This is a genomic window from Anaerorhabdus sp., from assembly GCF_036641015.1.
Lineage (GTDB): Bacteria > Bacillota_I > Bacilli_A > Erysipelotrichales > Erysipelotrichaceae > Anaerorhabdus.
The window spans coordinates 30,076-50,853 of record NZ_JAVWFO010000006.1; the positions used below are offsets into that span (position 1 = coordinate 30,076).

Consider the following 20,778-nt stretch of genomic DNA (forward strand, 5'->3'; position numbering starts at 1 on the left):
ACAGAATTTATCATTGCTGTTAAAACAAGATTTAAATATTCTTCAAATGTTTCATCTTCATTTTTAAATACATAATCTACTAATGATAATTTTTCATTAAAACAGACTTCTTTAATTTCATCTAATGATTTTTCTTTATAACATATCTCATTGTATGAAAGTTTTTTTTCTTTAACTTCAATGCTTCCTCCGCCTAAAGAAAACACAGTCCATAAAGCTATGCAAACATTATCTTCGTTATATCCACGTAAATAAAAACCATTGGGATGTTTCTCTTCCCATGATAAATTAAAATGAATTTCAACTTTGGATGGCGCTAACGTATCCTCAATAATTTTATCAGTAAAATGTCCTCTACCTGTTAAAGAAAGAGAACCAAATAAATCTACTTCATATCGAGGCAAATGGCCATACTCCTCAATAAATAATAAGCAAGCACGTTTAGGTGCTAATGTATGACTACTACTAGGTCCAGGACCTACCTTATATAATTCACGTAATGACTGCATACTTACCTCGCTGTTCTAATTAAAAACATTTCGAAACCTATTTTTTTATCTAATATTCCCATTTTAAATGACTGATCTAATTCAGCCAAGGCATTTAAAATATATAAACATCTATCCTTTGTCAATCCTCTTAATGATTCGATTGCTTTTGTAATTCGATAAGGATGTACTTTTAACTCTCTTTGTATATCTTTTTCACTATATCCCATATCTAAATAAGTTCTAACTTGGTAAAGAAGTCTGAATTGACTTGCTAATAAAGCAACTAAGTAGATGGGATCTTTATTTAATACAAATAAATCATTCCATAAATGCAATGCACTTTTCATATTACGACTCACAACATCATTAACAAGATGAAAAACATCTTCATCAAGAGGTCTACTAATTAGTCTAGATACCCCTTCTTTATCAAGTTGCTTACCATATAAATTCATTTTATCTAATTCTGAATGAAAGTTTTCTAAATCATTAGGTAATCTGTCCAACAATTCATCCCTTCCATCATTTGTGATTTCTATTTTGTTTTCTTTTAGATTTTTAAGAACATAACTCCTAAATTCTTGTAATGATAGTCTATCCAATTGCATAAATCGTGCATTTGTTTGAAGTAATTTAACAATTTTTTTACGTTTATCCAATGTTACATCACCCGTAAAAATCAAATCAGCATCGTATGACGAGTTTTTTAAATATTTTTCTAAACTTGCTACTTCATTTTCTGGTAAACTTTTTTGCGCTGATAAAAAGACAGGATTATTAATTATTACTGTTTTCTTTTTATTGAAAAATGGTGGTGTATTACAATCTTCTAAAACAGGATTTATTGAAAAATCATTTGCTTGACCATCATAAAAAATAGTATCCATAGAATTACTTTCTATCTCGCCTTGCAACATGATTTTATTAAGCTCTTTTCTTATTAAATAAGCTTCTGTTCCAACAATTAAATAGTTCATCTTATCACCACTATGATATTATACCAATTTTTCCACTACTCGTGAGTAATAAATTAATAAATCGTGTAAAAATTATAGTGATATCGCCTTCATTTTTTGTATCTAGCCAAAATACTCCAAATTTATCTAATATTTCAATCGTTTCTTTGTGTGGATGACCGTATTTATTATTTAAGCCACTTGAAATGATTGCTATTTTAGGATTTGTTTTTGTAAGTAGTTCTCTTGACGTGCTTGTATTTGAGCCATGATGTCCTACTTTTAGGATATCGATCGGCATTGCAACTAATTGATTCAGTAAATCAAATTCAACTGATTTTGAGATATCAGCAACAAATAGAAAATTCAGATTCTTTATACCCACTATTTGAACTTGTGAATTATCATTAGGATTATCATAGTAAGATTGATTAATACTTTTAAAATCGATAGTTTCATCGTTTAGTGATTCATGATTTGTATATACATTCTTTACATTATAATCCAATAATAACTGTTCAAGGTTACCAGAATGATCTAAATCGGAGTGACTTATGAATATACCATCCAATTCATATATACTTCGTGCATCCAAGTTTGCTTTTAATAAAGCATAATTTTTAGACTCACCAGTATCAATTAAATAATTACCTTGATTAAATGGTTTTCGTAACAATATACTATCGCCTTGTCCTATTTGAATAAAACAAACCTCAGAAAAAGGATGAAATAAACCTAATAAAATAAAAGTCAGATATACCCCTAACGCAATTTCTACATGGTATTTTTTGATATTTAGTATGATTAATATGTATAGCACTAGCCCCAAACCTAAAGGATTTCCAGTGATTTTGAATAACTGCAAAAAGGATATTGGGGATAAAAATATATTAATAATTGAACTATTTAAAATAGGAATAATAAGATTAAGTAAGGCAAGCGCAAAAAGTAATCCTTGTATCAAAATTATTACTGAATAAAATAATATTAACCCAATCTGAATTTTAGAAAAAAATAACGATTGAATAATTACTAGAAAAAATATTCTTGCTAATTTCTTATTACACTCTGTAGCAAAGATTAATCGAAATCCAAATGGAATAATAAATCCTAGTGATGTTAGGTATGTTGGAAAAAGTAAAGCACAAATAATTCCAAATATACCACATCTAAATTTAGCGTCACCTTTAAGAAAACGACAACCAAAACCTATCAGTAAACGCATAGAAACAAAATTAAATCCAGTAAGTAAACAAATTAATATCAGTACAGAGCCCTCAATCCATTTAATATGTGCATCATATAAAAAACGTTTAAGTATATTTTTAAGCAATGTAATAAATCCTATTAATGGAAATCCTAAAGTGTTGAGTGTATTTATAAAATCTTGATCATTTGATGAAACATTAAAGAATACTTTGTAGTATAAATCACTATCACTTTTATTGTTTATTATTTTTTGAAAACCACTTCTTAAAGTATTAGCTTTTTTAATATAACTACAACTAGAAGCATAGACAGATGAACTAATATTATTTTGTTGTGCCCATTTTTTAAACGAAAAGCCAAATGATGAAGGTGCACTTTCAATTTGTCTAGGCGAACCTATTACTTCAATAAAACTATCATAATCTCTAATGTCACAATTTGAAATTAGTGATCTTGCACCATTGTTTTCAATAATAATACTATTGGTGGTAAGTTGAACTATACGTCCACTAGTAGTTGCTGGGACAATTCGAATATTAAAGTATAAACAATATGAAAACAGCAGTATTAAAAGGATTATACTTACATCACGATATTTGTAAAAATATAAAATTGCTCCTACAATAAAACAAGGTAAACTATTGAACTGTATGCAAATAAAACACCATAAAAAACACGGAAGTATACGATTCATAAACAAATTTTATCCTTGATTTTATTATATTTAGATATTTTAATTCCAGGTATATTCATAATATCTTCTAGTGTTTTAAATAGTCCATGCGTATTGCGATAATTAATAATTTTATTAGCAGTACTTTTACCTATACCAGGTAATGTCATTAGTTCATCTAATGAAGAAAAATTAATAGATATGCGAGTTTGTTCGATGTATTTAGGGATATTAATTATGTCACCATGTGCAAGTACGATACTTAAATTAACATTAGTCATATCAGCTGTCTCTTTTAATGTGACATGACTCAATGCATCTTTAATGGTTGATGTTGGCTTCATACATAAAATAGTAGCTTCCACTACTTCACCTTTAATTTCAATTTGATTACATTCTCTATTAATTAACGTTATTGGTTGAACATTAGGTATTAATATACTAAAAGCAAATAAAAAAATAAGTAGTTTTTTCATAAAGTCACCTACTTATTTTTACGCAATAAATTATATAAATCCTATTTAACTGAAATAATTCTTACTTGATATGGATCGTCGACTTCTACATCAACAACAGCACCAACTTTTTTATCAAGAAGTGCAACTGCAAGCGGAGTAACATTTGATAATTTACCATTTAATGGGTCAGATTCAACTGAACCTACGATAATGAATGTTTCAACCTCTTTTGTCTCCAAATCTTCAATTTCTACTGTAGAACCAAGTTTAACAATTTGAGAACGACCCTTTTTCTCTTGGATAATCTCAACATTGTTTAACATTACTTCTAAATCACGAATTCGAGCTTCAACTTGTGCTTGACGATCTCTTGCGGCATCATAATCAGCATTTTCTGATAAGTCACCTTGTGCACGTGCTGCTTTCAAATCTTCAATAACTTCGTTTTTTACAACATGTACTAAATTTTCATATTCCTTTTTTAATTCATCTAACCCTTCTTGGGTTACATAAATTTTTTCATCCATTGCCATAAAATCACTCCTAACGTACCGTATTATAGCATATTGCTTGTAATAATACTACTTATTTTTGTAGTCAATAAATCGATTGCAACTGAGTTTTTACCACCCTCTGGGATAATAATATCAGCATATCGCTTACTTGGTTCAATAAACAAACTATGCATATCTCTTACTGTGCTCATATATTGATTAATAACTGAGTCTAAAGTTCTACCACGATCTTCTACATCTCGTTTAAGTCTTCTAATAAAACGAATATCAGCATCAGTATCAACAAATATCTTAATATCTAAGATATCACGCAATTGTTCGTTTTCAAGAATAAATAAACCTTCAAGAATAAGTACATCACTTGGTTTGATTACTTCAGTTTCACTACTTCTTGTATGGTTTACGAAATCATAGATTGGTTTTTCAACATCATTACCTTGTAATAACTCATTAATTTGGTTAAACAATAGATCATTATCAAATGCAAATGGATGATCGTAATTAGTTTTAACACGTTCTTCCATTGGTAAATGTGTTTGATCTTTGTAGTAGTCATCTTGACGAATAATAGTCACTGAATTAGTATCAATAAAAGCTTCACGTACTTTTCTTGATACAGATGTTTTTCCTGATGCACTACCACCAGCTATTCCTATAACTATAGGTCTCATTATCACACCTCTATTTCTTTAAATACTTATTTACATTTTTTTGATGCTCAGCGTATGTCTCAGTGTAATATACTTTGCCATCACCATAAACATCAGCCATGAAATAATAGTAACTTGATCCAGTTGGATTTAATGTTGCTTCAATTGCAGCTTCACCAGGATTTAAGATAGGACCTGGAGGTAAACCTGTAAATTTATATGTATTATATGGTGAATCAAAACTTGGATTAACTTCACACTTCATCCAATCATCACCTTTGTCAATGTCAATTGCGTAGCACACAGTAACACTGCTTTGTAACATCATACCTTCATTTAAACGGTTATAAAACACACCGGCAATCATTTTCATATCCTCACTACTACTAGCTTCGTATTGCACAATGGAAGCCAAAGTAAACAATTGGTGTAAAGTCATACCACGTTCTTGCATTACACGATCAAAATCGCTCTTATACTTATTGTAAATAACTAGTGTTTGATCAAGGATTTTCTCTGTTACATCTTGTGCAGTTGTTTCCTTAAAAAAATCATAAGTATTAGGAAATAAGTATCCTTCTAAATAATAGCGACTATTCTCATTGAAGATATCATCAGTTAAGAAAGGATATTTACCCATGATGGATTTAATATAATCAACATTATTCCATAATGCCAATAGTTCTTCTTCACTCACATTTGTTGAAGATGCCACTTTTTGTGCAATATGCTTCGCCCAATCACCTTCAATAATGGTAATACGAGAGTCATCTACATTAGCCGATTTAGAATCATTTAAATATTCTAATATCGTTTTCACATTCCAATTCTTATCTAAGGTATATTCACCCTTTTTAACACTTGTTAAATCATTAGTTTTAGCAAAAACTAATGCTGTAAAGTCATCTTTAATGAATCCTTCATTCTTAAGGTTCTTTAATACTGTCTTCATTGATTGACCACCTTCAATAACAAATGATCCAGTCATTGAATTTTTTGATATTGGTTTTAATGAATTGTCATAATAAAAGAAACTGCCTCCACCAACTAAAAGTAAGAGTAAGAAAACTAGAATTAAAATGTTTTTATAGTTTATTCTGCGTTTACGCTTCTTCGTTTTCACCGTTGGCATCTTCGATTTCCTCCACAAAAGCACCAAATACTTCTTCAATCATGCTCCATTCTTCTGGGTCATCGACAGGTATCATCTCACCATCTAATGTATAAGAACACGCAAAAACTTCCCCTTCAGGATCTTGAGGATCAGTAAATAGCACATAACTTTTCTCTCTTGAATCATCATCAAAAGTGAAAAGTATGTCCATTTCTTTTTGTGTTCCATCTTCTTCGGTAATTGTAATTTTATTTGATTCCATACATAGTCTCCTTTTCAAAGTAAAGGGCGTTACAACGCCCAGTTATTTACTATCAAGATATCCTTGCAAAATTTGTACAGCGGCCATTTGATCAATGACTTGTTTGCGTTTCTTTCTTGACACATCTGCAGCGATTAATATTTTTTGAGCTGCAACTGTTGTTAAGCGTTCATCTATTAGGATAACAGAACAAGAACATCTTTCTTCTAACATATTTTTGAAATCGATAGAAATATTTCCACGAATTCCAACATCACCATTCATATGTTTAGGTAAACCAAGTACTATTTCATCAACTTGAAATTCTTTGACTTCCGCTAATACTTGCTCACAAGCATTTTCATAATCACCATCATTGAAACGAATTGTTTTTACAGCTCTTGCGATAATGCCTAGAGGATCACTCACTGCAACTCCACATGTACGGCTTCCTAAGTCTAGGCCTAATACTCGTTTCATATATTACTTATTTTCCTCTAAGTAATAGCGAACTAGTTCCTCAATTAGTTCATGTCTTTCAACAGATTGAATAATACTTCTCGCATTTCTATGGCTAGAAATGTAAGCGGGGTCATTAGAGATTAAATATCCTGCTAATTGGTTAACAGAATTATATCCTCTCTCTTCTAGTGCTTCTTGTGTTAGACGAAGAACTTGTTTGATGTTGTTACGACGAATTTCATCAGATTTGAAATTCATTGTTTCAGTTAAATCTTTATTTGTCATAGGTCTTACCCCCTTTATGATATTTTAGCTTAAAATGCTTTAAATTAAAAGACTTTAAGCAAGTTTTGATTCGATTGTGTTAAAGATTTCATCAAGTTTTGATACATCTTTTCCACCAGATTGAGCAAGGTCAGGTCTTCCCCCACCATTTCCATTACTCATTGAAGCTGCAAGTTTTGCAATATCTCCTGCTTTTAATCCAGCATCAATTGCAGCTTTACTTGAAGCCACCACAAATGTAATTTTATCTTCACTAACATTTGATATGAATACAAATGCATTATCGCACTTATTTCTTAAAACTTCAGCATATGTTTTTAATGAATTAGTATCAGCATTTTCTTTACGAAGCAATAGTACATTTAATCCGTTGATTTGCTTTGCTTGTTTAATAGTTTCATCAGCTTCAAGCATCATCATTTTTTCATTTTGTTTTTGTAATTCTTTTTTCAATTGTGCATTTTCATCTAACATTAATGATACTTTTTCTTCAAGTAAACTAATTGAGTTAAGTTTCATATTACTAGCTATCACTTTCATCATGTTTTCTTTAGCAATTAAATCATGATAAGCAGCCATTTTTGTCTTTGATGTAATACGACGAATACCAGAACCTATACTTTCTTCAGTGTCAATTTTAAAAACACCTATTTCTTGTGTATTACTTACGTGAGTACCACCACAAAACTCTTTAGATACCTCACCCATAGAAACAACACGTACTGTGTCACCATATTTTTCATCAAATAAGGCAATAGCTCCTGATTGTTTAGCTTCATCAATTGTTAGAACTTCAGTAATTACTTGATTATCATGCATAATCATATTATTAACTTCTTCTTCAATTTGAGAAAGTTGTTCATCACTAAGTTTTTCAAAATGTGTAAAGTCAAAACGTGCATAGTCTTCACATACATATGAACCAGCTTGAGCAATATGCGTTCCAACTACTTTACGTAAAGCACTTTGTAGTAGATGTAATGATGAATGATTAGCCTTAATATTTAAACGGCGTTCTATATCAATAACACCATCAATCACATCACCTTCATGTAAAGTTCCTTTAATATCAACTAAATGATGTAAATGTTGTTTATGAGGTGCTTTTTTAACATCAGTTACAAAACCACTGAAACTATCATTTGCAAATGTACCAGTATCAGCAATTTGTCCTCCGCTTTCAGCATAGAAACATGTTGTATCGACAATGATATCACCCTCACCATTTATTTCATTAACTCTTACACCGTCTTTGAAGCATGCGATTACTTTGCTATGACAAGTTGTATCGGTATATCCAATAAATGTTGATTCTTCTTCAAAATTCATTAAATCAATTGATTGGCTAGACATTGATTGTTCATCATCTCGCGCGTTACGAGCTCTTTCTTTTTGAAGTTGCATTTGCTTATTAAATCCTTCAATATCAACTGTATAACCTTTATCTTCTGCTATTTCTTTAGTTAATTCTTTAGGAAAACCATATGTATCATATAACTTGAACATCACTTCTCCATCAAGAACTTTAGAATTAGTAGTAGCATCTAAAGCTTCCATTAATAGTTTTTCACCGTTAGTTAATGTAGAATGAAATGTTTCTTCTTCAGTTTTAACTAATTTTGAAACTAGATCAATTTTTTCTTGTAAATACGGATAGAAATCCTTCATCATTTCAGCAACTACTGGAACAAGTTTATACATAAATGCACCTTGAATTCCAATTTTAATACCAAAACGAACGGCACGACGCAATACTCGACGTAATACATATCCTCTACCTTCATTTGAGAATACTGCACCATCACTAATAGCGAATGTTACAGTACGAATATGGTCAGCAATTACGCGATATGCCATCTTGTATTCACCTTCATAAGGAACTTTTGCCATTTTTTCAGTTGCACGAATAACTGGAAGAAATAAGTCAGTATCAAAGTTTGTTTCACCTTCTTGAATTAAAGCGACTAAACGTTCCAATCCCATACCAGTATCAATATTTTTTTGAGGTAACTCTTTATAGTCTTTACGATCTACCCCTTCTTTAGCGTCATATTGAGAGAATACAACATTCCAAACTTCAATATAGCGATCATTTTCCATCTCTTCAAAAAATAATTTTTCACCAAGTCCTTCTGGATCATATTTAGAACCACGGTCATAAAATATTTCACTATCTGGTCCACTAGGACCCTCACCGATTTCCCAAAAATTATCGGCAGTTCTCAAGATATGACTTGGATCTACTTTACAAATATTTACCCAAGTATTATATGCAACCTCATCATCTGGATAAACAGTCACATACATTTTTTCTTTATCAAAGCCAATCCATTCTGGTGAAGTTAAAAATTCCCATGCAAATTGGATAGCTTCTTCTTTGAAGTAATCACCAATAGAAAAGTTACCTAACATTTCAAAAAATGTATGGTGACGTGCAGTTTTACCAACATTTTCAATGTCATTTGTACGAATACTTTTTTGTGCATTAGTAATACGGTTACATTTTGGTTTTTCGCTTCCATCAAAATATTTTTTCAATGCAGCAACTCCTGCATTAATCCATAATAAAGTAGGATCGTTATGTGGTACTAAACTTGCTCCTGGTTCAATTACATGACCTTTACTTGCGAAATAATCTAAGAACATTTGTCTTACTTGATTCCCTGTTAACTGTTTCATATAGTTTTCCTCCTAATAAATAAAAAACGTTCCTGTAAAAAACAACAGGAACGAATAATTTCGCGGTACCATCCTGATTCATACCATTGGTATGCACCTTGATTATCATTAACGCAGATTCACGTTGGTTATTAACCACTCTCCAAAGTAGCTTCAATTAAGTTCAATGAAGATTTACACCTAACATCTTCTCTCTTTAAAATTCCTTAATTTACTTATCTTTTTCTTCGATTTCTTATATTATTCTAGCATATTTTAAGTCATTTGCAAGCGTAATAGAAATCGATAGTATATGCTATTTGCTGTTAGTTATGATTTCTACAATTTCATTAAGTAGTTTATGAAATTCTTTTGGCTTATCTATGTCAGATGAATGAGTAGCGTCTTCAATAATATAGATTCCTTTTTGTGGTGCTGTAATTGTTTCAAAGTATTCCTGAACCAATACTGTAGGCACTTGCCAATCTAATCTTCCACATAAATAGAAAACTGGGCATTTATAGTTTGTAACTGAAGCAGCATCGTAAGTGTTCAACTCATCTATTAAATTTTTATTTGGTTTATATGCAGTAAAAAGTATATATAGATCTGACCATTTAAAATAAGGAGATTTAATATATTTTTGTATAAATGATCCCATAGAATTCATAAATCCATATTTACTTTCAAGACCTCTAAGTTCTCCCATGCGTGATACATCAAAATGATTATGTGAAAATGCACTGCGCAGTTTTTCGTATTTCTTAATGTCTGATTCTTTTATCATCGTTCCCAGTCTATCATAAGCACGTTTTTCACCACGATAAATATTGATTACTTGTCCCATCCCTACATAACCAATAACTTTCTCTGGATGCTTTTGAATATACAAAGTTCCTAAAATACTTCCCCAAGAATGTCCTAGAAGGATTATCTTTTTAGTATGATAACGTTCACTAATAAAATCGACAATTTTATCTAAATCATCAAGAAGCTGTTCAGTAGTTATTTCATCAGGCGTAGACTTATTTTTTAATTGTGTTCGCCCAGCACCTCTTTGATCATAATATACAAAGTTTGAATAATTAAAATATTCTTCTTGTAAATAAGCAAAATCACTTGTGCTTTGTCCAGGACCTCCGTGTATATGTAAGATAACGATGTCACTTTCTAAAGGAAAGTGTAAAAAATAATGATTGCAGTCATTAATTAATGCGTATTCACCAAGTCCTTTATACATACTATATTTCTCCTTTTAATCGTGGAATGAGAGTAGTATTTCTTCGTTTTTCAATTGTATGACAAGCCTCCAACGCAATAGTTTCATTTCCTAGTAAAACAAGTGATTTCTTTGCACGAGTAACTGCTGTATAAACTAAACTCTTTTTTAACATATGGCGATGTTGAGCAATCAGTGGCAAGATGACAATCGGATATTCGCTACCCTGGCTTTTATGAACCGAAATACAATAAGCGTGTGTTATGCGATCAAATGTTTCAGGTGTATATTCAACAAATATACCTTCAAAATCTATTAAAAACCGAACGGTATTATTAGGATCTTCTGCTGGATAAGTAATTTCTACAAGTGTTCCAATATCACCATTATACACATCATCATCGGGTTGATTCTTAAGTTGTAATATCTTATCGTTTTCTCTAAATGTGCGATATCCAACCTTCCATTCTCTTCGTGAAGCAGACGTAGGGTTGAAACAAGTTTGTAATGCATTATTTAAACGATCAATTCCCGCAACACCTGAATACATACAAGCAAGAACTTGAATATCTTTTAATTCATATCCTTTATCTAGTGCTTGCTTAACAATATTAACAATTAAATCTTTGACATCATATTGCTCAGCATTAAAAAATGCAACATCGTTTTTTAACTCAGATAAATTTAATTGTCCATTTCGTATTTGTGAAGCAAGTTCAATCACATCTGAACCATCCTGCTGTCTAAATATATGTTTCAATCCTACTACTGGAAACAAATTTGAATCAATTAAGTCTTTTAATAAGCATCCTGGAGAAACACTAGGTAATTGATTTTCATCACCGATAATACATATTTTTTTAACATGAACTGATGCCTGAGTTAAGTTATAAAATAACCAATTATCTACCATAGAAAACTCATCTACAATAAGTAAATCAATAAACAAAGGTTCATTCTTATTCTTTCCAAAAGTGTTTGATTCTAGATCCCAAGCTAATAAGCTGTGTATAGTATAGGCTTGTACCTCTGTTAATTCAGCTAAACGCTTAGCTGCTCTTCCAGTAGGAGCACAACAAGCAATATTAGCTAATGGATACATATTCCTAAAGATAGAAACCATTCCACGAACAACCGTTGTTTTTCCTGTACCAGGTCCTCCAGTGAGTATCATAAAATCTTTTGATATAAATGTATGAATCGCTTCCATTTGCATTGGATCATATTCAATATTTAATTTTTCTTGTATTTCTCTTAAAGAATCATTTAATTTTTCTTCGTTATAAGGATCAAGTGTTTCATAAGGAAACAAATTCAAAAAATGAGCTATTCCTGTTTCAGCATCATATTGGCTGATTGGATACACCCTATTTTCCTCTTGTAGTAATCGCCTTTTTTTTATTAACAAATTAAAATAATCTTCGAAATTAATTTCTAATTTACCACATGCTTTGTCAAATTCTTGTTTTAACTTATCTACTAAAACAAAACTATCACCAGTCCTCATGCAACAATCCATTGTTAATGTCGCAAGATATGCTTCAACACGATATGGATGATCCAATTCATAGCCCATGGACAAAGCAATTTTATCAGCCGTTTTAAAGCCGAAACCATCACATTCCTCTATTACACGATAAGGATTTTCAGATATTTTTTTTATTGCTTCAGTACCATAGACCCTATTTAATCGAATAATATTTCTAATTCCTAGTCCGTGCATTGTAAAAAATTGTAAAGTTTCTTCAAATTCATCTTTATCTGAAGATAAACCATTGATAATACTTTCCTTCTTCTTATCCGACATCTTAGGCACCAAATCTAAACAAGAGGGATCTTCCTTAATTTGATCTATGCAAGTAACGCCTAATGTCTCAATAATTTTTTCCGCAAATTTTCTACCAATACCTTCAAACAAAGGACTCGATAAATAACGAATAATGGAATCATTATCAGTAGGAATTACTTTACTATAACCTTTTACGCTAAATTGCATGCCATATTTTTGATGTTCTATATAATCACCTTCAAGTTCATATAAAACATCATTATCTTCAAGTACTGGTAAATATCCTGTAACGATTATATTTTTCTCATCGAGTGAGTGAAGCTCAAAACGAGCCACTGTAAAATATGACTCATCGCTTCTAAAGATAGTGTGTGTAAACTTACCAGTAATTTTTTCCATAGTTTATCCTAACAGTAATAATATTATAATCGCAATAAAATTATTTAAGAAATGGTAAAGCCAAGCACCAGCAAAACTTTTTGTTTCGAAATAATTTTTAGCTATCATAATTCCTTGCGCAATATATGTGAGTGAAAATAACAAATCAGCAAAATTTAATGTAAATATTGAAGTAACTACATGCAACCCCCCAAATACAAAAGCACTTAGTATTGCTGCCCATATAAAATTAGAATGTTCTTCTATAAATTTATAGATAACTCCTCTAAATACTAACTCCTCAACAATTGGTGCAAATATGACAGTCACAAAAACAATCAATAATGGAGTAGAAGCCAATTGTGTTTCTATACTAACTTGATTAACTGATGAATACTGATTTGTAAATATCATGATAATCATATTAATTACATAGCTTAATGCATAACCTATTAATAAATTTCCAACAGTTATTTTTAATATTTTTACAAAATTGTTATTAATACCTTTAATTAAATCTTTTAATGCGGGTTTACATAATATACCCATGGATATAAGAAATATAATGTAAAAAGCAAATTGAACTATAAAACTAATATCAAGTCCTAAATATTTATACGCAGTATTTATTACAAATCCTATAATAATTGGATATATTACTAAATAACCTAAAAAGTAATTCAATAATACGATTACTTTATTTTTATTACTTATTTCGCTCATAATATTCGTTTATTGATGATTTTTTTAAATAAATCTTCATCACCTTGAAATACTTGATCTATGACACCCCCACCAAGAACTAAGCCATCCTTGTAGAATACAGCTTCTTGGCCAGGTGTTACAGATTTAATCCCATTTGGGTAAATACATTCAACAGTCGTTTCATCAAGTATGTGCAATGTAATTTCATTATCTTTTTGTCTATATCTAAATTTTGCTTGGCAATCAAGTAACTCAAAATTGTGATCTGCTAACCAATTGACACCTGTTACTATGCATCTAGTTGATTTTAGCCACTGATTATCTTCTCCACTAGCTACATATAATTCATTGTTTTCAACATTTTTACCAACAACAAACCAAGGTCCTCCAGCACCACCGATATTAAGACCTTTACGTTGTCCTATTGTATAATAAAGGACTCCATCATGCTTACCCAGTTCTTCATTTGTATCAATATTGATAATTAAACCAGATTTAGCAGGAAGGTAATTTTTAAGAAATTGTCTAAAATTTCTTTCGCCAATAAAGCATATTCCAGTAGAATCTTTTTTAGATGCAATTGACAAATTTAATTCTTTTGCAATTCTTCTAACTTCAGGCTTATCAATGTCACCTAAAGGAAATAAAGTGTTGCATAATGCTTCTTTTGCTATTTGACATAAGAAATATGTTTGATCTTTATTATCATCATCAGCTTTGTATAAAAATGTATTTGTATCGGTATGTACTACTTTTGCATAATGACCAGTAGCTACCCAATCAAAACCATTCTTCCTTGCAAATTCAATAAAGCTTTGAAATTTAATATATTTATTACATAAAATATCAGGATTAGGAGTTCTACCAAGTTTATATTCATTAATAAAAGTCATGAATACATCATCCCAATATTCTTTCACAAAATCGACTCTTAATAACTCTAATCCAAGTGTTTCAGCAACACTTTTAGCATCCATCCAATCACTTTCTTGTGGACATACATCATTATCTAATGTAGGATTCCCCAATACGTCATTGTTAGCCAAAGCATCCCAATTACGCATAAAAGCACAAGTAACATCATGTCCTTGTTGTTTTAATAAATAAGCACATACAGCAGAGTCTACTCCACCTGATAATCCAACTAATATTTTCACATTAACACCTCAATTCATTATTATAATACAAAAATAGAGCTATTTATATAGCTCTATTTCTCTGTTTCTCGCACTTTACCGCAACCATCAAAGTTAGGGCAAGCTGTGTTACAAGAGAATACCGCAAGTTTTCTAAGTTCTGCTGGAATAAACGCATCAATCTCTTCTTCGTCATATCCTACTTGGAAAACTGATTCATTTAGAATAATTGGACGTTTAAGGACTGAGGGATTTTTTTGAATAAATTTAACTAATTCATTTAGTGATAATTGATCCAAATCAATCTTTTCTTCTTGCATAATTTTAGAACGTTTCGAAATTATGTCTTCTGTTCCGTTCTCGCTTCTTTGAAGCAAATGTTTAATTTCTACCTCATTAAGCAAGGTTGTAAAAATATTTTTCTCAACGAAGGGTAAGTTTCTCTCTTTTAACCAATTCTTAACTTTCCTACAAGATGCACAGCCAGGAGAAGTATATACAACGATCATAGATGATTACCTCCATCTAGTTTTATTATACAATAAAGTTTCTTCTAGGTATAGAAATATGTTGACAAAATTCACATTTTTAATATCATTTACTAAAAGAGGAGATTTTTATGGATAACAATAAACCCAATTTACCAAAGCGAAAATTTGGTCTTTTAACTACTATTGCAATGATTGTAGGTATTGTAATAGGATCTGGTATTTTCTTTAAAACCCCTACAATCATTCAAAATACAAATGGAAATGTAATAATGGGTATATTGGCATTTGTAGTCGCTGCATTAGGGATTATATTTGGCGGATTGACAATTTCTCAGTACTCATCAAATGATAACAATATAGGCGGTTTGGTGTCATATTGTGAAACAAGCTGGGGAAAAACATTAGGATTTTTAGCTGGCTGGTTTCAATCGATTATTTACTATCCCGCAATTATTGCCGTAATTGCATGGGTTGGTGCAAACTACACGCTTGGTTTATTTGGTCTTGATAATCTATTAACAACGGGTCAATTTAACATATGGGTATGGCCGTTGGCAATATTTTATATGTTGTTCTACTATGTCGTAAATACATTTCAAACTAAAAATGCTAGTAAATTTCAAAGTTTTGCAATGTTTGCTAAGATATTTGCCTTATTAGTGCTATCGATTGCCGGTCTAATTTTAGGTAACCCTTCTCAAGTTATTGCTGTAAATCCTCAATATGTAACATCATCTACTGGGTTTCTTACTGCCGTTATCGCAGTAGCATTTGCCACTGATGGTTGGATGATAGCACCAAGTATTGCACATGAAATTAAAGATCCACAAAAGAACTTAACTCTTGCATTAGTGCTTGCACCTATCATTATTATTTTCTTATACTTACTTTATTTTTGTGGAGTTTGTTCCTATTTAGGTCCTGATGCATTGCTTGCAGGAGTCGATCCAATCTCTGCGATAGCAAATCAATTATTAGGTCCGTGGGGAATTAAAATAGTATTATTATTTATTATCATTTCTGTTTTAGGTACTTTAAACGGCTTAATTCTTGGTTACATCCGTACACCTTATGCATTGGCTGTTCGTGGCGAATTACCATTTAGTAAAACACTTGCTAAAATAAATACTAAATTTGATACACCAATAAATACTAGTATAGCTTGCCTAATTGTTAATTTACTATTCTTGTTGTTCCACTTCTTATCACTTGATGGAGCAGCTGTATATGGATTATCTATATTTGAAGGTTTAGCTATTGATGATTTACCAATTGTAATGAATTATTTATTTCTATGTTGCATGTATTTAGGTGTGCTATTACGTCCTGATAAAGTAAAGACAAAATCATTTTTAGGAAGATACGTTTACCCTACTTTAGCAATTATAGGTTCATTAATTATTCTATATGGCGGAATAATTAGACCTAAGTTTAATGTCTATATGTTAATTACATTAGTAATTATTGCAGTAGGTCTCTTGATTCGCAGAAAGAAAAGTGCTTAAATATAGATAGCGTTGAAAAAGAATAGTAATTAGCTTATGTACTTGCTAGAGATATGGTGTCCGGTGCAAACCATAATACATAAATTAATGAATTGGGACTTTGGAGCATTAAATGGCATGAGTCATTTACGGAAACTAACCGTTATCTAGAAGTGATTCCTTATTAGAGGAATAAGTTAGGTGGTACCACGTTCAAGCGTCCTTACAAGATAAGGATGCTTTTTTTAGTCAAAGGAGGCTACAAAAATGAAAAAAATGTTAAGTGGAATTAAACCAAGTGGTCAATTAACACTAGGAAACTACATTGGTGCATTACGAAACTTTGTAAAGTATCAAGATGAGTATGAAATGATTGTATTTATTGCGAATCTACATTGTATTACAGTCCCTCAAGACCCCATTGAATTAAGAAAAAATTTAAAAGATGCTATCGCATTATATCTTGCGTGTGGCTTAGATCCAGAACGCAGCACAATTTTCTTGCAATCTGATGTAATGGAACACGCTCAGCTTGGATTTATTATGTGTTGTTCAACTTATATGGGTGAGTTAAACCGTATGACACAATTTAAAGATAAACAAGCTAAGGGTGAAACGAATCTAACGGGTGGATTATATACATACCCTGCCCTAATGGCAGCAGATATTTTAATTTATGACCCTGAATATGTTCCGGTTGGCGAGGATCAAAAACAACATGTAGAATTGACTCGTGATTTAGCACTTCGTTTTAATAATCGCTATAATTGTGAACTATTTAAAGTACCAGAACCTGTTGTACCAAAAGTTGGCGCTAGAATTATGTCATTAAGTGAGCCAACTAAAAAAATGAGTAAATCCGATAAAGGCGATAAAGGATGTATTCATTTACTTGATGATTTAAACGTTGCACGTAAAAAGATTATGTCTGCAGTCACTGATAACGTGGGTAAAGTTAATTATGATCCAGTTAATCAACCCGGAGTTAGTAACCTATTAGAAATTATGTCAAGTCTACAAGGTACACCAATAGAAGAACTTGTTAAGCAGTTCGAAAATGTTGGATATGGTGAATTTAAGAAAGCTGTTGCGGATGTTGTAATAGCAGAACTTGAAAAAATTCAAACAAAATATAACGAAATTATTGCAAGCGGAAAAATTGAGGAAGTTCTTGAACAAGGTGCTCAAAAAGCAAGAACTATGGCTCATAAAAAATTAATGAAAGTACAAAAAAAGATTGGTATCGAAATTCGATAAACCAATTTTTTTCTTTAGTTAATTTTAAAATATTGTATTTGATAATTTAATCTAATGGTTTTTGATAATAATTTCCGACAATACGTTCACTATTCGCAACATTAATAAACGCTTTTGGATCAGCTAATAATATAGAATCAACAACTTCATTTACTTGATACGCATTTATTGTCATGAACAAGAAACATCGAGGTGAATGCGAATAAGCTCCCTCCGCCCTCATTTTTGTTATACCATGTCGTGTATTTCTAAAAATCGCTTCACATACTTCATCTGGTGTAGATGTTATAATAAATAAATTCTTTAATTTATATCGCGTATGCAATTCATTAATCATTTGTGTACTACAAAATTGAAATATAATTGAATATAAAGCTTGAGTCCAACCAAACAATAATCCGGCAATTAGCAAGATAAATGAATTAAATATAAATACATAATTCCATGTCGATACATTGAAGCGACTGGATGCATAGATTGCAATGAAATCGACTCCCCCACTACTTGCATTATTTCTTAATGCAATAGCCATCCCAAGACCACTCAAAATACCGCCAAATACAGTGATTAATAATTGATCCTGGGTCAATGGATATATTGGAAGGATTGACGTAAATATACTAGTACAAGTAAACCATAATATAGAATACGTAATAAACATTTTACCAACATATTTAAACACTAATATAGTTACAAGTATGTTTAAAGAAAAATATAATACTGAGAAAGAAACATTTATTCCCATGAAAGTGCTCAATCCCCTAGTGATTAATAAACATATCCCCGAGAATCCTCCTGGAAATAGATTACCTGCATCAACAAATGCATTCATAGATATTGAATAAATTAGTGATGAGAATATAACGATTGTAATTGTTCTTATAAAATTTTTAAGCTTCTTCTGTTCCATTGTCACTTTCCCCTAAAAGTCTTTTATTTTGCTTTTGATTTTCTATTTGTACTGATTCAATTTGTTTAAATCTCTTTACTATTTTATCACTAGTTATACTAACTGTTTGAATATCTTTATATGTTTTATCGAAATCTTTACTTACAGTATTAAATCGTTCTTGGAATCGCTCAAATTCTCTTGATAGTTTAACAAATTCTGCTTGAATTTCTTCCACCCTCTCATTTCTTTCTTGTCCTAAATAAATTGCTTTTATTGCGGTGATATAGGCCATAAGTGTAGTTGGTGAAACAAGATATACTTTTGATTCATAAGATAATTGTATTAAGTCATCATAATGACCATAAATCTCAGCAAAGATAGCTTCTGCAGGAATAAACATATAAGCAATCTCAGCGGTTTCTCCTGGCATAAGATATTTATTTTTGATATCTTTGATATGCTTAGCGACATCTTTTCTAAATTCATTCTTAATATGTGGTAAATCTTGTAAAGAAGTTTCTTGATCGATTAACCGATTAAAATTCTCCAACGGAAACTTAGAATCAATAACTATTTCTCCAAGTGGCTGAGGAGCATGTAATACACAATCAGCAATAGCTCCATTTGATAATTTAACTTGCCTAGAAAAACGCGCTTCATTATTACCAAATACATTTTCCAGAATAGAATATAATTCTATTTCGCCATAAGTACCACGTGTTTTTTTATCAGTTAATACATTTTGTAAACTAGTTATATTAGAAGAAAGCGATTTTAAATTTTGTTGTGTTTCATCAATACGTGCCATTTGTTCAAGGATATTGGAAAATGCTTTATTTGTTCGTTCGAAACCTTGAAGTAAACTTTCATTTACTTTTGATTCGATATTAACTAAGCGATTGACAGTTGTTTCGTTCAATTGATGAAAGTCACCTTTTAGTGTATTTAATATATTCGTTTGAAATAGCAATAAATCTTGCATCATTTTAGATTGTAATTGATCCATCTCTTGAGAAGTATCTTGTTTGGAATTAGTTAATGCTTCTTTAATAAAATATTGTTGTTTTAAGTTGTTTTTGCTTATAACAAAAAACATGATTCCTAAAATTAATAAAATCAGTACAATTAAAAATATTAAAATATAAACTACTAATTCGTTATTCAAATTTATCACCTTAGACATTATACCATGTATAATTATCTAAGAAATATGAATTTTCCATCAAGTAATCTTAACTTAGATAAATAGAGTTTTGCTCTTTTTTGTTGTTGCTTAATAACGCGATAATCTACATTAAAATTATAACTATTCCCATTATTCATTGTAACTGTACAGGATTTCGGTCCATTTTTTATAATTTTTTTAATATGTGTATATTGAATATAGCGGCAATCATTTGATGTCGTAGATAAAGTTGGTATAAATAATACTTTACATCGTTCAGATATCAAAATACCCGGTTTTTGTCTAACCTTTAAAAGATACTTAAAACTATCAATTCTTCCTTCCAAGGATGAACCATGTTCTAAACACCATTCATTTAATACTTTTGTTGGTTTTCCTTTAAATCTAATTTCATTGTCTTGATTTTTGATACAGACTGTTTCATATGTTTTTTGATCAAAATAAATTATATCACTATGCATTGGCATTTTAGTCACCTCTATTAATTTATACGAAATAATATTTCGAAATCCTTTCTTTCAATAAAAAA

General features: G+C 30.7%; 21 protein-coding genes and 2 other annotated features. Of the genes, 2 read left to right on the forward strand and 19 right to left on the reverse strand.

Annotation, left to right across the window (positions count from 1 at the left end; genetic code table 11):
• The 16 genes from RR430_RS01855 to spx form a co-directional block, all read right to left on the reverse strand.
• Positions 1 to 509: serine dehydratase beta chain (locus RR430_RS01855; RefSeq protein WP_332508588.1), on the reverse strand; the 509-nt coding region annotated here is incomplete at its 3' end.
• A 2-nt stretch (positions 510 to 511) separates the two neighbouring features.
• Positions 512 to 1,468, reverse strand: coding sequence for a DNA polymerase III subunit delta (holA, locus tag RR430_RS01860; protein ID WP_332486233.1), 957 nt, complete (start codon positions 1,466 to 1,468; stop codon positions 512 to 514).
• 10 nt (positions 1,469 to 1,478) lie between these two features.
• Positions 1,479 to 3,350 (reverse strand): ComEC/Rec2 family competence protein, encoded by a 1,872-nt coding sequence (locus RR430_RS01865; RefSeq protein ID WP_332486234.1) that lies wholly within the window; start codon positions 3,348 to 3,350, stop codon positions 1,479 to 1,481.
• Positions 3,347 to 3,805 carry a ComEA family DNA-binding protein gene (locus RR430_RS01870; RefSeq protein WP_332486235.1) on the reverse strand — a complete coding sequence of 153 codons (459 nt, stop codon included), beginning with the start codon at positions 3,803 to 3,805 and terminating at the stop codon, positions 3,347 to 3,349. Before RR430_RS01870 ends, RR430_RS01865 begins: the two co-directional genes overlap by 4 nt.
• Before the next feature lie 41 nt (positions 3,806 to 3,846).
• Positions 3,847 to 4,314 (reverse strand): transcription elongation factor GreA, encoded by a 468-nt coding sequence (gene greA / locus RR430_RS01875; RefSeq protein ID WP_332486251.1) that lies wholly within the window; start codon positions 4,312 to 4,314, stop codon positions 3,847 to 3,849.
• 29 nt (positions 4,315 to 4,343) lie between these two features.
• Complete coding sequence (gene udk, locus RR430_RS01880) at positions 4,344 to 4,976, reverse strand: uridine kinase (protein WP_332486253.1); 633 nt, start codon at positions 4,974 to 4,976, stop codon at positions 4,344 to 4,346.
• 7 nt (positions 4,977 to 4,983) lie between these two features.
• Positions 4,984 to 6,084 carry an endolytic transglycosylase MltG gene (gene mltG / locus RR430_RS01885; RefSeq protein ID WP_332486236.1) on the reverse strand — a complete coding sequence of 367 codons (1,101 nt, stop codon included), beginning with the start codon at positions 6,082 to 6,084 and terminating at the stop codon, positions 4,984 to 4,986.
• Positions 6,056 to 6,328, reverse strand: a complete 273-nt coding sequence (locus RR430_RS01890; protein ID WP_332486237.1) for a DUF1292 domain-containing protein — start codon at positions 6,326 to 6,328, stop codon at positions 6,056 to 6,058. Before RR430_RS01890 ends, mltG begins: the two co-directional genes overlap by 29 nt.
• 42 nt (positions 6,329 to 6,370) lie before the next feature.
• Positions 6,371 to 6,787 carry a Holliday junction resolvase RuvX gene (gene ruvX, locus RR430_RS01895; RefSeq protein ID WP_332486239.1) on the reverse strand — a complete coding sequence of 139 codons (417 nt, stop codon included), beginning with the start codon at positions 6,785 to 6,787 and terminating at the stop codon, positions 6,371 to 6,373.
• Between the two features lie 3 nt (positions 6,788 to 6,790).
• Entirely contained in the window at positions 6,791 to 7,054 is a 264-nt protein-coding gene (locus RR430_RS01900; protein ID WP_332486240.1) for an IreB family regulatory phosphoprotein, read from the reverse strand.
• Positions 7,055 to 7,108: 54 nt separating this feature from the next.
• Positions 7,109 to 9,733 carry an alanine--tRNA ligase gene (alaS, locus tag RR430_RS01905; RefSeq protein WP_332486241.1) on the reverse strand — a complete coding sequence of 875 codons (2,625 nt, stop codon included), beginning with the start codon at positions 9,731 to 9,733 and terminating at the stop codon, positions 7,109 to 7,111.
• A 43-nt stretch (positions 9,734 to 9,776) separates the two neighbouring features.
• Positions 9,777 to 9,970, reverse strand: a binding site (T-box leader).
• Between the two features lie 58 nt (positions 9,971 to 10,028).
• Positions 10,029 to 10,952, reverse strand: a complete 924-nt coding sequence (locus RR430_RS01910; protein ID WP_332486242.1) for an alpha/beta hydrolase — start codon at positions 10,950 to 10,952, stop codon at positions 10,029 to 10,031.
• A 1-nt stretch (position 10,953) separates the two neighbouring features.
• Positions 10,954 to 13,119, reverse strand: a complete 2,166-nt coding sequence (gene recD2, locus RR430_RS01915) for an SF1B family DNA helicase RecD2 (protein WP_332486243.1) — start codon at positions 13,117 to 13,119, stop codon at positions 10,954 to 10,956.
• A 3-nt stretch (positions 13,120 to 13,122) separates the two neighbouring features.
• Positions 13,123 to 13,821 (reverse strand): CPBP family intramembrane glutamic endopeptidase, encoded by a 699-nt coding sequence (locus RR430_RS01920; protein WP_332486244.1) that lies wholly within the window; start codon positions 13,819 to 13,821, stop codon positions 13,123 to 13,125.
• Positions 13,818 to 14,960, reverse strand: a complete 1,143-nt coding sequence (gene mnmA / locus RR430_RS01925; protein ID WP_332486245.1) for a tRNA 2-thiouridine(34) synthase MnmA — start codon at positions 14,958 to 14,960, stop codon at positions 13,818 to 13,820. The genes RR430_RS01920 and mnmA overlap by 4 nt, the downstream gene beginning before the upstream one ends.
• Before the next feature lie 53 nt (positions 14,961 to 15,013).
• On the reverse strand, positions 15,014 to 15,448 hold the full coding sequence (spx, locus tag RR430_RS01930; protein WP_332486247.1) for a transcriptional regulator Spx: 435 nt from the start codon (positions 15,446 to 15,448) through the stop codon (positions 15,014 to 15,016).
• Between the two features lie 110 nt (positions 15,449 to 15,558).
• Here spx and RR430_RS01935 point away from each other — a divergent pair, with 110 nt between their 5' ends.
• Positions 15,559 to 16,935 (forward strand): APC family permease, encoded by a 1,377-nt coding sequence (locus RR430_RS01935; protein ID WP_332486248.1) that lies wholly within the window; start codon positions 15,559 to 15,561, stop codon positions 16,933 to 16,935.
• A gap of 3 nt (positions 16,936 to 16,938) precedes the next feature.
• Positions 16,939 to 17,142: a binding site (T-box leader), on the forward strand.
• A 39-nt stretch (positions 17,143 to 17,181) separates the two neighbouring features.
• The gene (trpS, locus tag RR430_RS01940) at positions 17,182 to 18,171 is read left to right on the forward strand and encodes a tryptophan--tRNA ligase (protein ID WP_332488124.1); all 990 of its coding nucleotides are present in this window, start codon (positions 17,182 to 17,184) and stop codon (positions 18,169 to 18,171) included.
• Positions 18,172 to 18,217: 46 nt separating this feature from the next.
• Here trpS and RR430_RS01945 read toward each other — a convergent pair whose 3' ends face one another.
• Genes RR430_RS01945 through RR430_RS01955 form a run of 3 tightly spaced genes read right to left on the reverse strand, consistent with a single transcriptional unit; the run spans position 18,218 to position 20,716 of the window.
• Entirely contained in the window at positions 18,218 to 19,081 is an 864-nt protein-coding gene (locus tag RR430_RS01945; RefSeq protein ID WP_332488123.1) for a YitT family protein, read from the reverse strand.
• Complete coding sequence (locus RR430_RS01950; protein WP_332488122.1) at positions 19,062 to 20,228, reverse strand: DNA recombination protein RmuC; 1,167 nt, start codon at positions 20,226 to 20,228, stop codon at positions 19,062 to 19,064. Before RR430_RS01950 ends, RR430_RS01945 begins: the two co-directional genes overlap by 20 nt.
• Before the next feature lie 32 nt (positions 20,229 to 20,260).
• A complete protein-coding gene (locus tag RR430_RS01955; RefSeq protein ID WP_332488121.1) occupies positions 20,261 to 20,716 on the reverse strand; it encodes a competence protein ComK in 456 nt (151 codons plus the stop codon).
• Positions 20,717 to 20,778 lie beyond the last annotated feature (62 nt).

Bases quoted from the DNA above. Each gene is read 5' to 3' on its own strand.
- holA (WP_332486233.1), bottom strand. From the start codon at position 1,468: ATGAACTATTTAATTGTTGGAACAGAAGCTTATTTAATAAGAAAAGAG.
- RR430_RS01865 (WP_332486234.1), bottom strand. From the start codon at position 3,350: ATGAATCGTATACTTCCGTGTTTTTTATGGTGTTTTATTTGCATACAG.
- RR430_RS01870 (WP_332486235.1), bottom strand. From the start codon at position 3,805: ATGAAAAAACTACTTATTTTTTTATTTGCTTTTAGTATATTAATACCT.
- greA (WP_332486251.1), bottom strand. From the start codon at position 4,314: ATGGATGAAAAAATTTATGTAACCCAAGAAGGGTTAGATGAATTAAAA.
- mltG (WP_332486236.1), bottom strand. From the start codon at position 6,084: ATGCCAACGGTGAAAACGAAGAAGCGTAAACGCAGAATAAACTATAAA.
- RR430_RS01890 (WP_332486237.1), bottom strand. From the start codon at position 6,328: ATGGAATCAAATAAAATTACAATTACCGAAGAAGATGGAACACAAAAA.
- ruvX (WP_332486239.1), bottom strand. From the start codon at position 6,787: ATGAAACGAGTATTAGGCCTAGACTTAGGAAGCCGTACATGTGGAGTT.
- RR430_RS01900 (WP_332486240.1), bottom strand. From the start codon at position 7,054: ATGACAAATAAAGATTTAACTGAAACAATGAATTTCAAATCTGATGAA.
- alaS (WP_332486241.1), bottom strand. From the start codon at position 9,733: ATGAAACAGTTAACAGGGAATCAAGTAAGACAAATGTTCTTAGATTAT.
- RR430_RS01910 (WP_332486242.1), bottom strand. From the start codon at position 10,952: ATGTATAAAGGACTTGGTGAATACGCATTAATTAATGACTGCAATCAT.
- recD2 (WP_332486243.1), bottom strand. From the start codon at position 13,119: ATGGAAAAAATTACTGGTAAGTTTACACACACTATCTTTAGAAGCGAT.
- RR430_RS01920 (WP_332486244.1), bottom strand. From the start codon at position 13,821: ATGAGCGAAATAAGTAATAAAAATAAAGTAATCGTATTATTGAATTAC.
- spx (WP_332486247.1), bottom strand. From the start codon at position 15,448: ATGATCGTTGTATATACTTCTCCTGGCTGTGCATCTTGTAGGAAAGTT.
- RR430_RS01935 (WP_332486248.1), top strand. From the start codon at position 15,559: ATGGATAACAATAAACCCAATTTACCAAAGCGAAAATTTGGTCTTTTA.
- trpS (WP_332488124.1), top strand. From the start codon at position 17,182: ATGAAAAAAATGTTAAGTGGAATTAAACCAAGTGGTCAATTAACACTA.
- RR430_RS01945 (WP_332488123.1), bottom strand. From the start codon at position 19,081: ATGGAACAGAAGAAGCTTAAAAATTTTATAAGAACAATTACAATCGTT.
- RR430_RS01955 (WP_332488121.1), bottom strand. From the start codon at position 20,716: ATGCCAATGCATAGTGATATAATTTATTTTGATCAAAAAACATATGAA.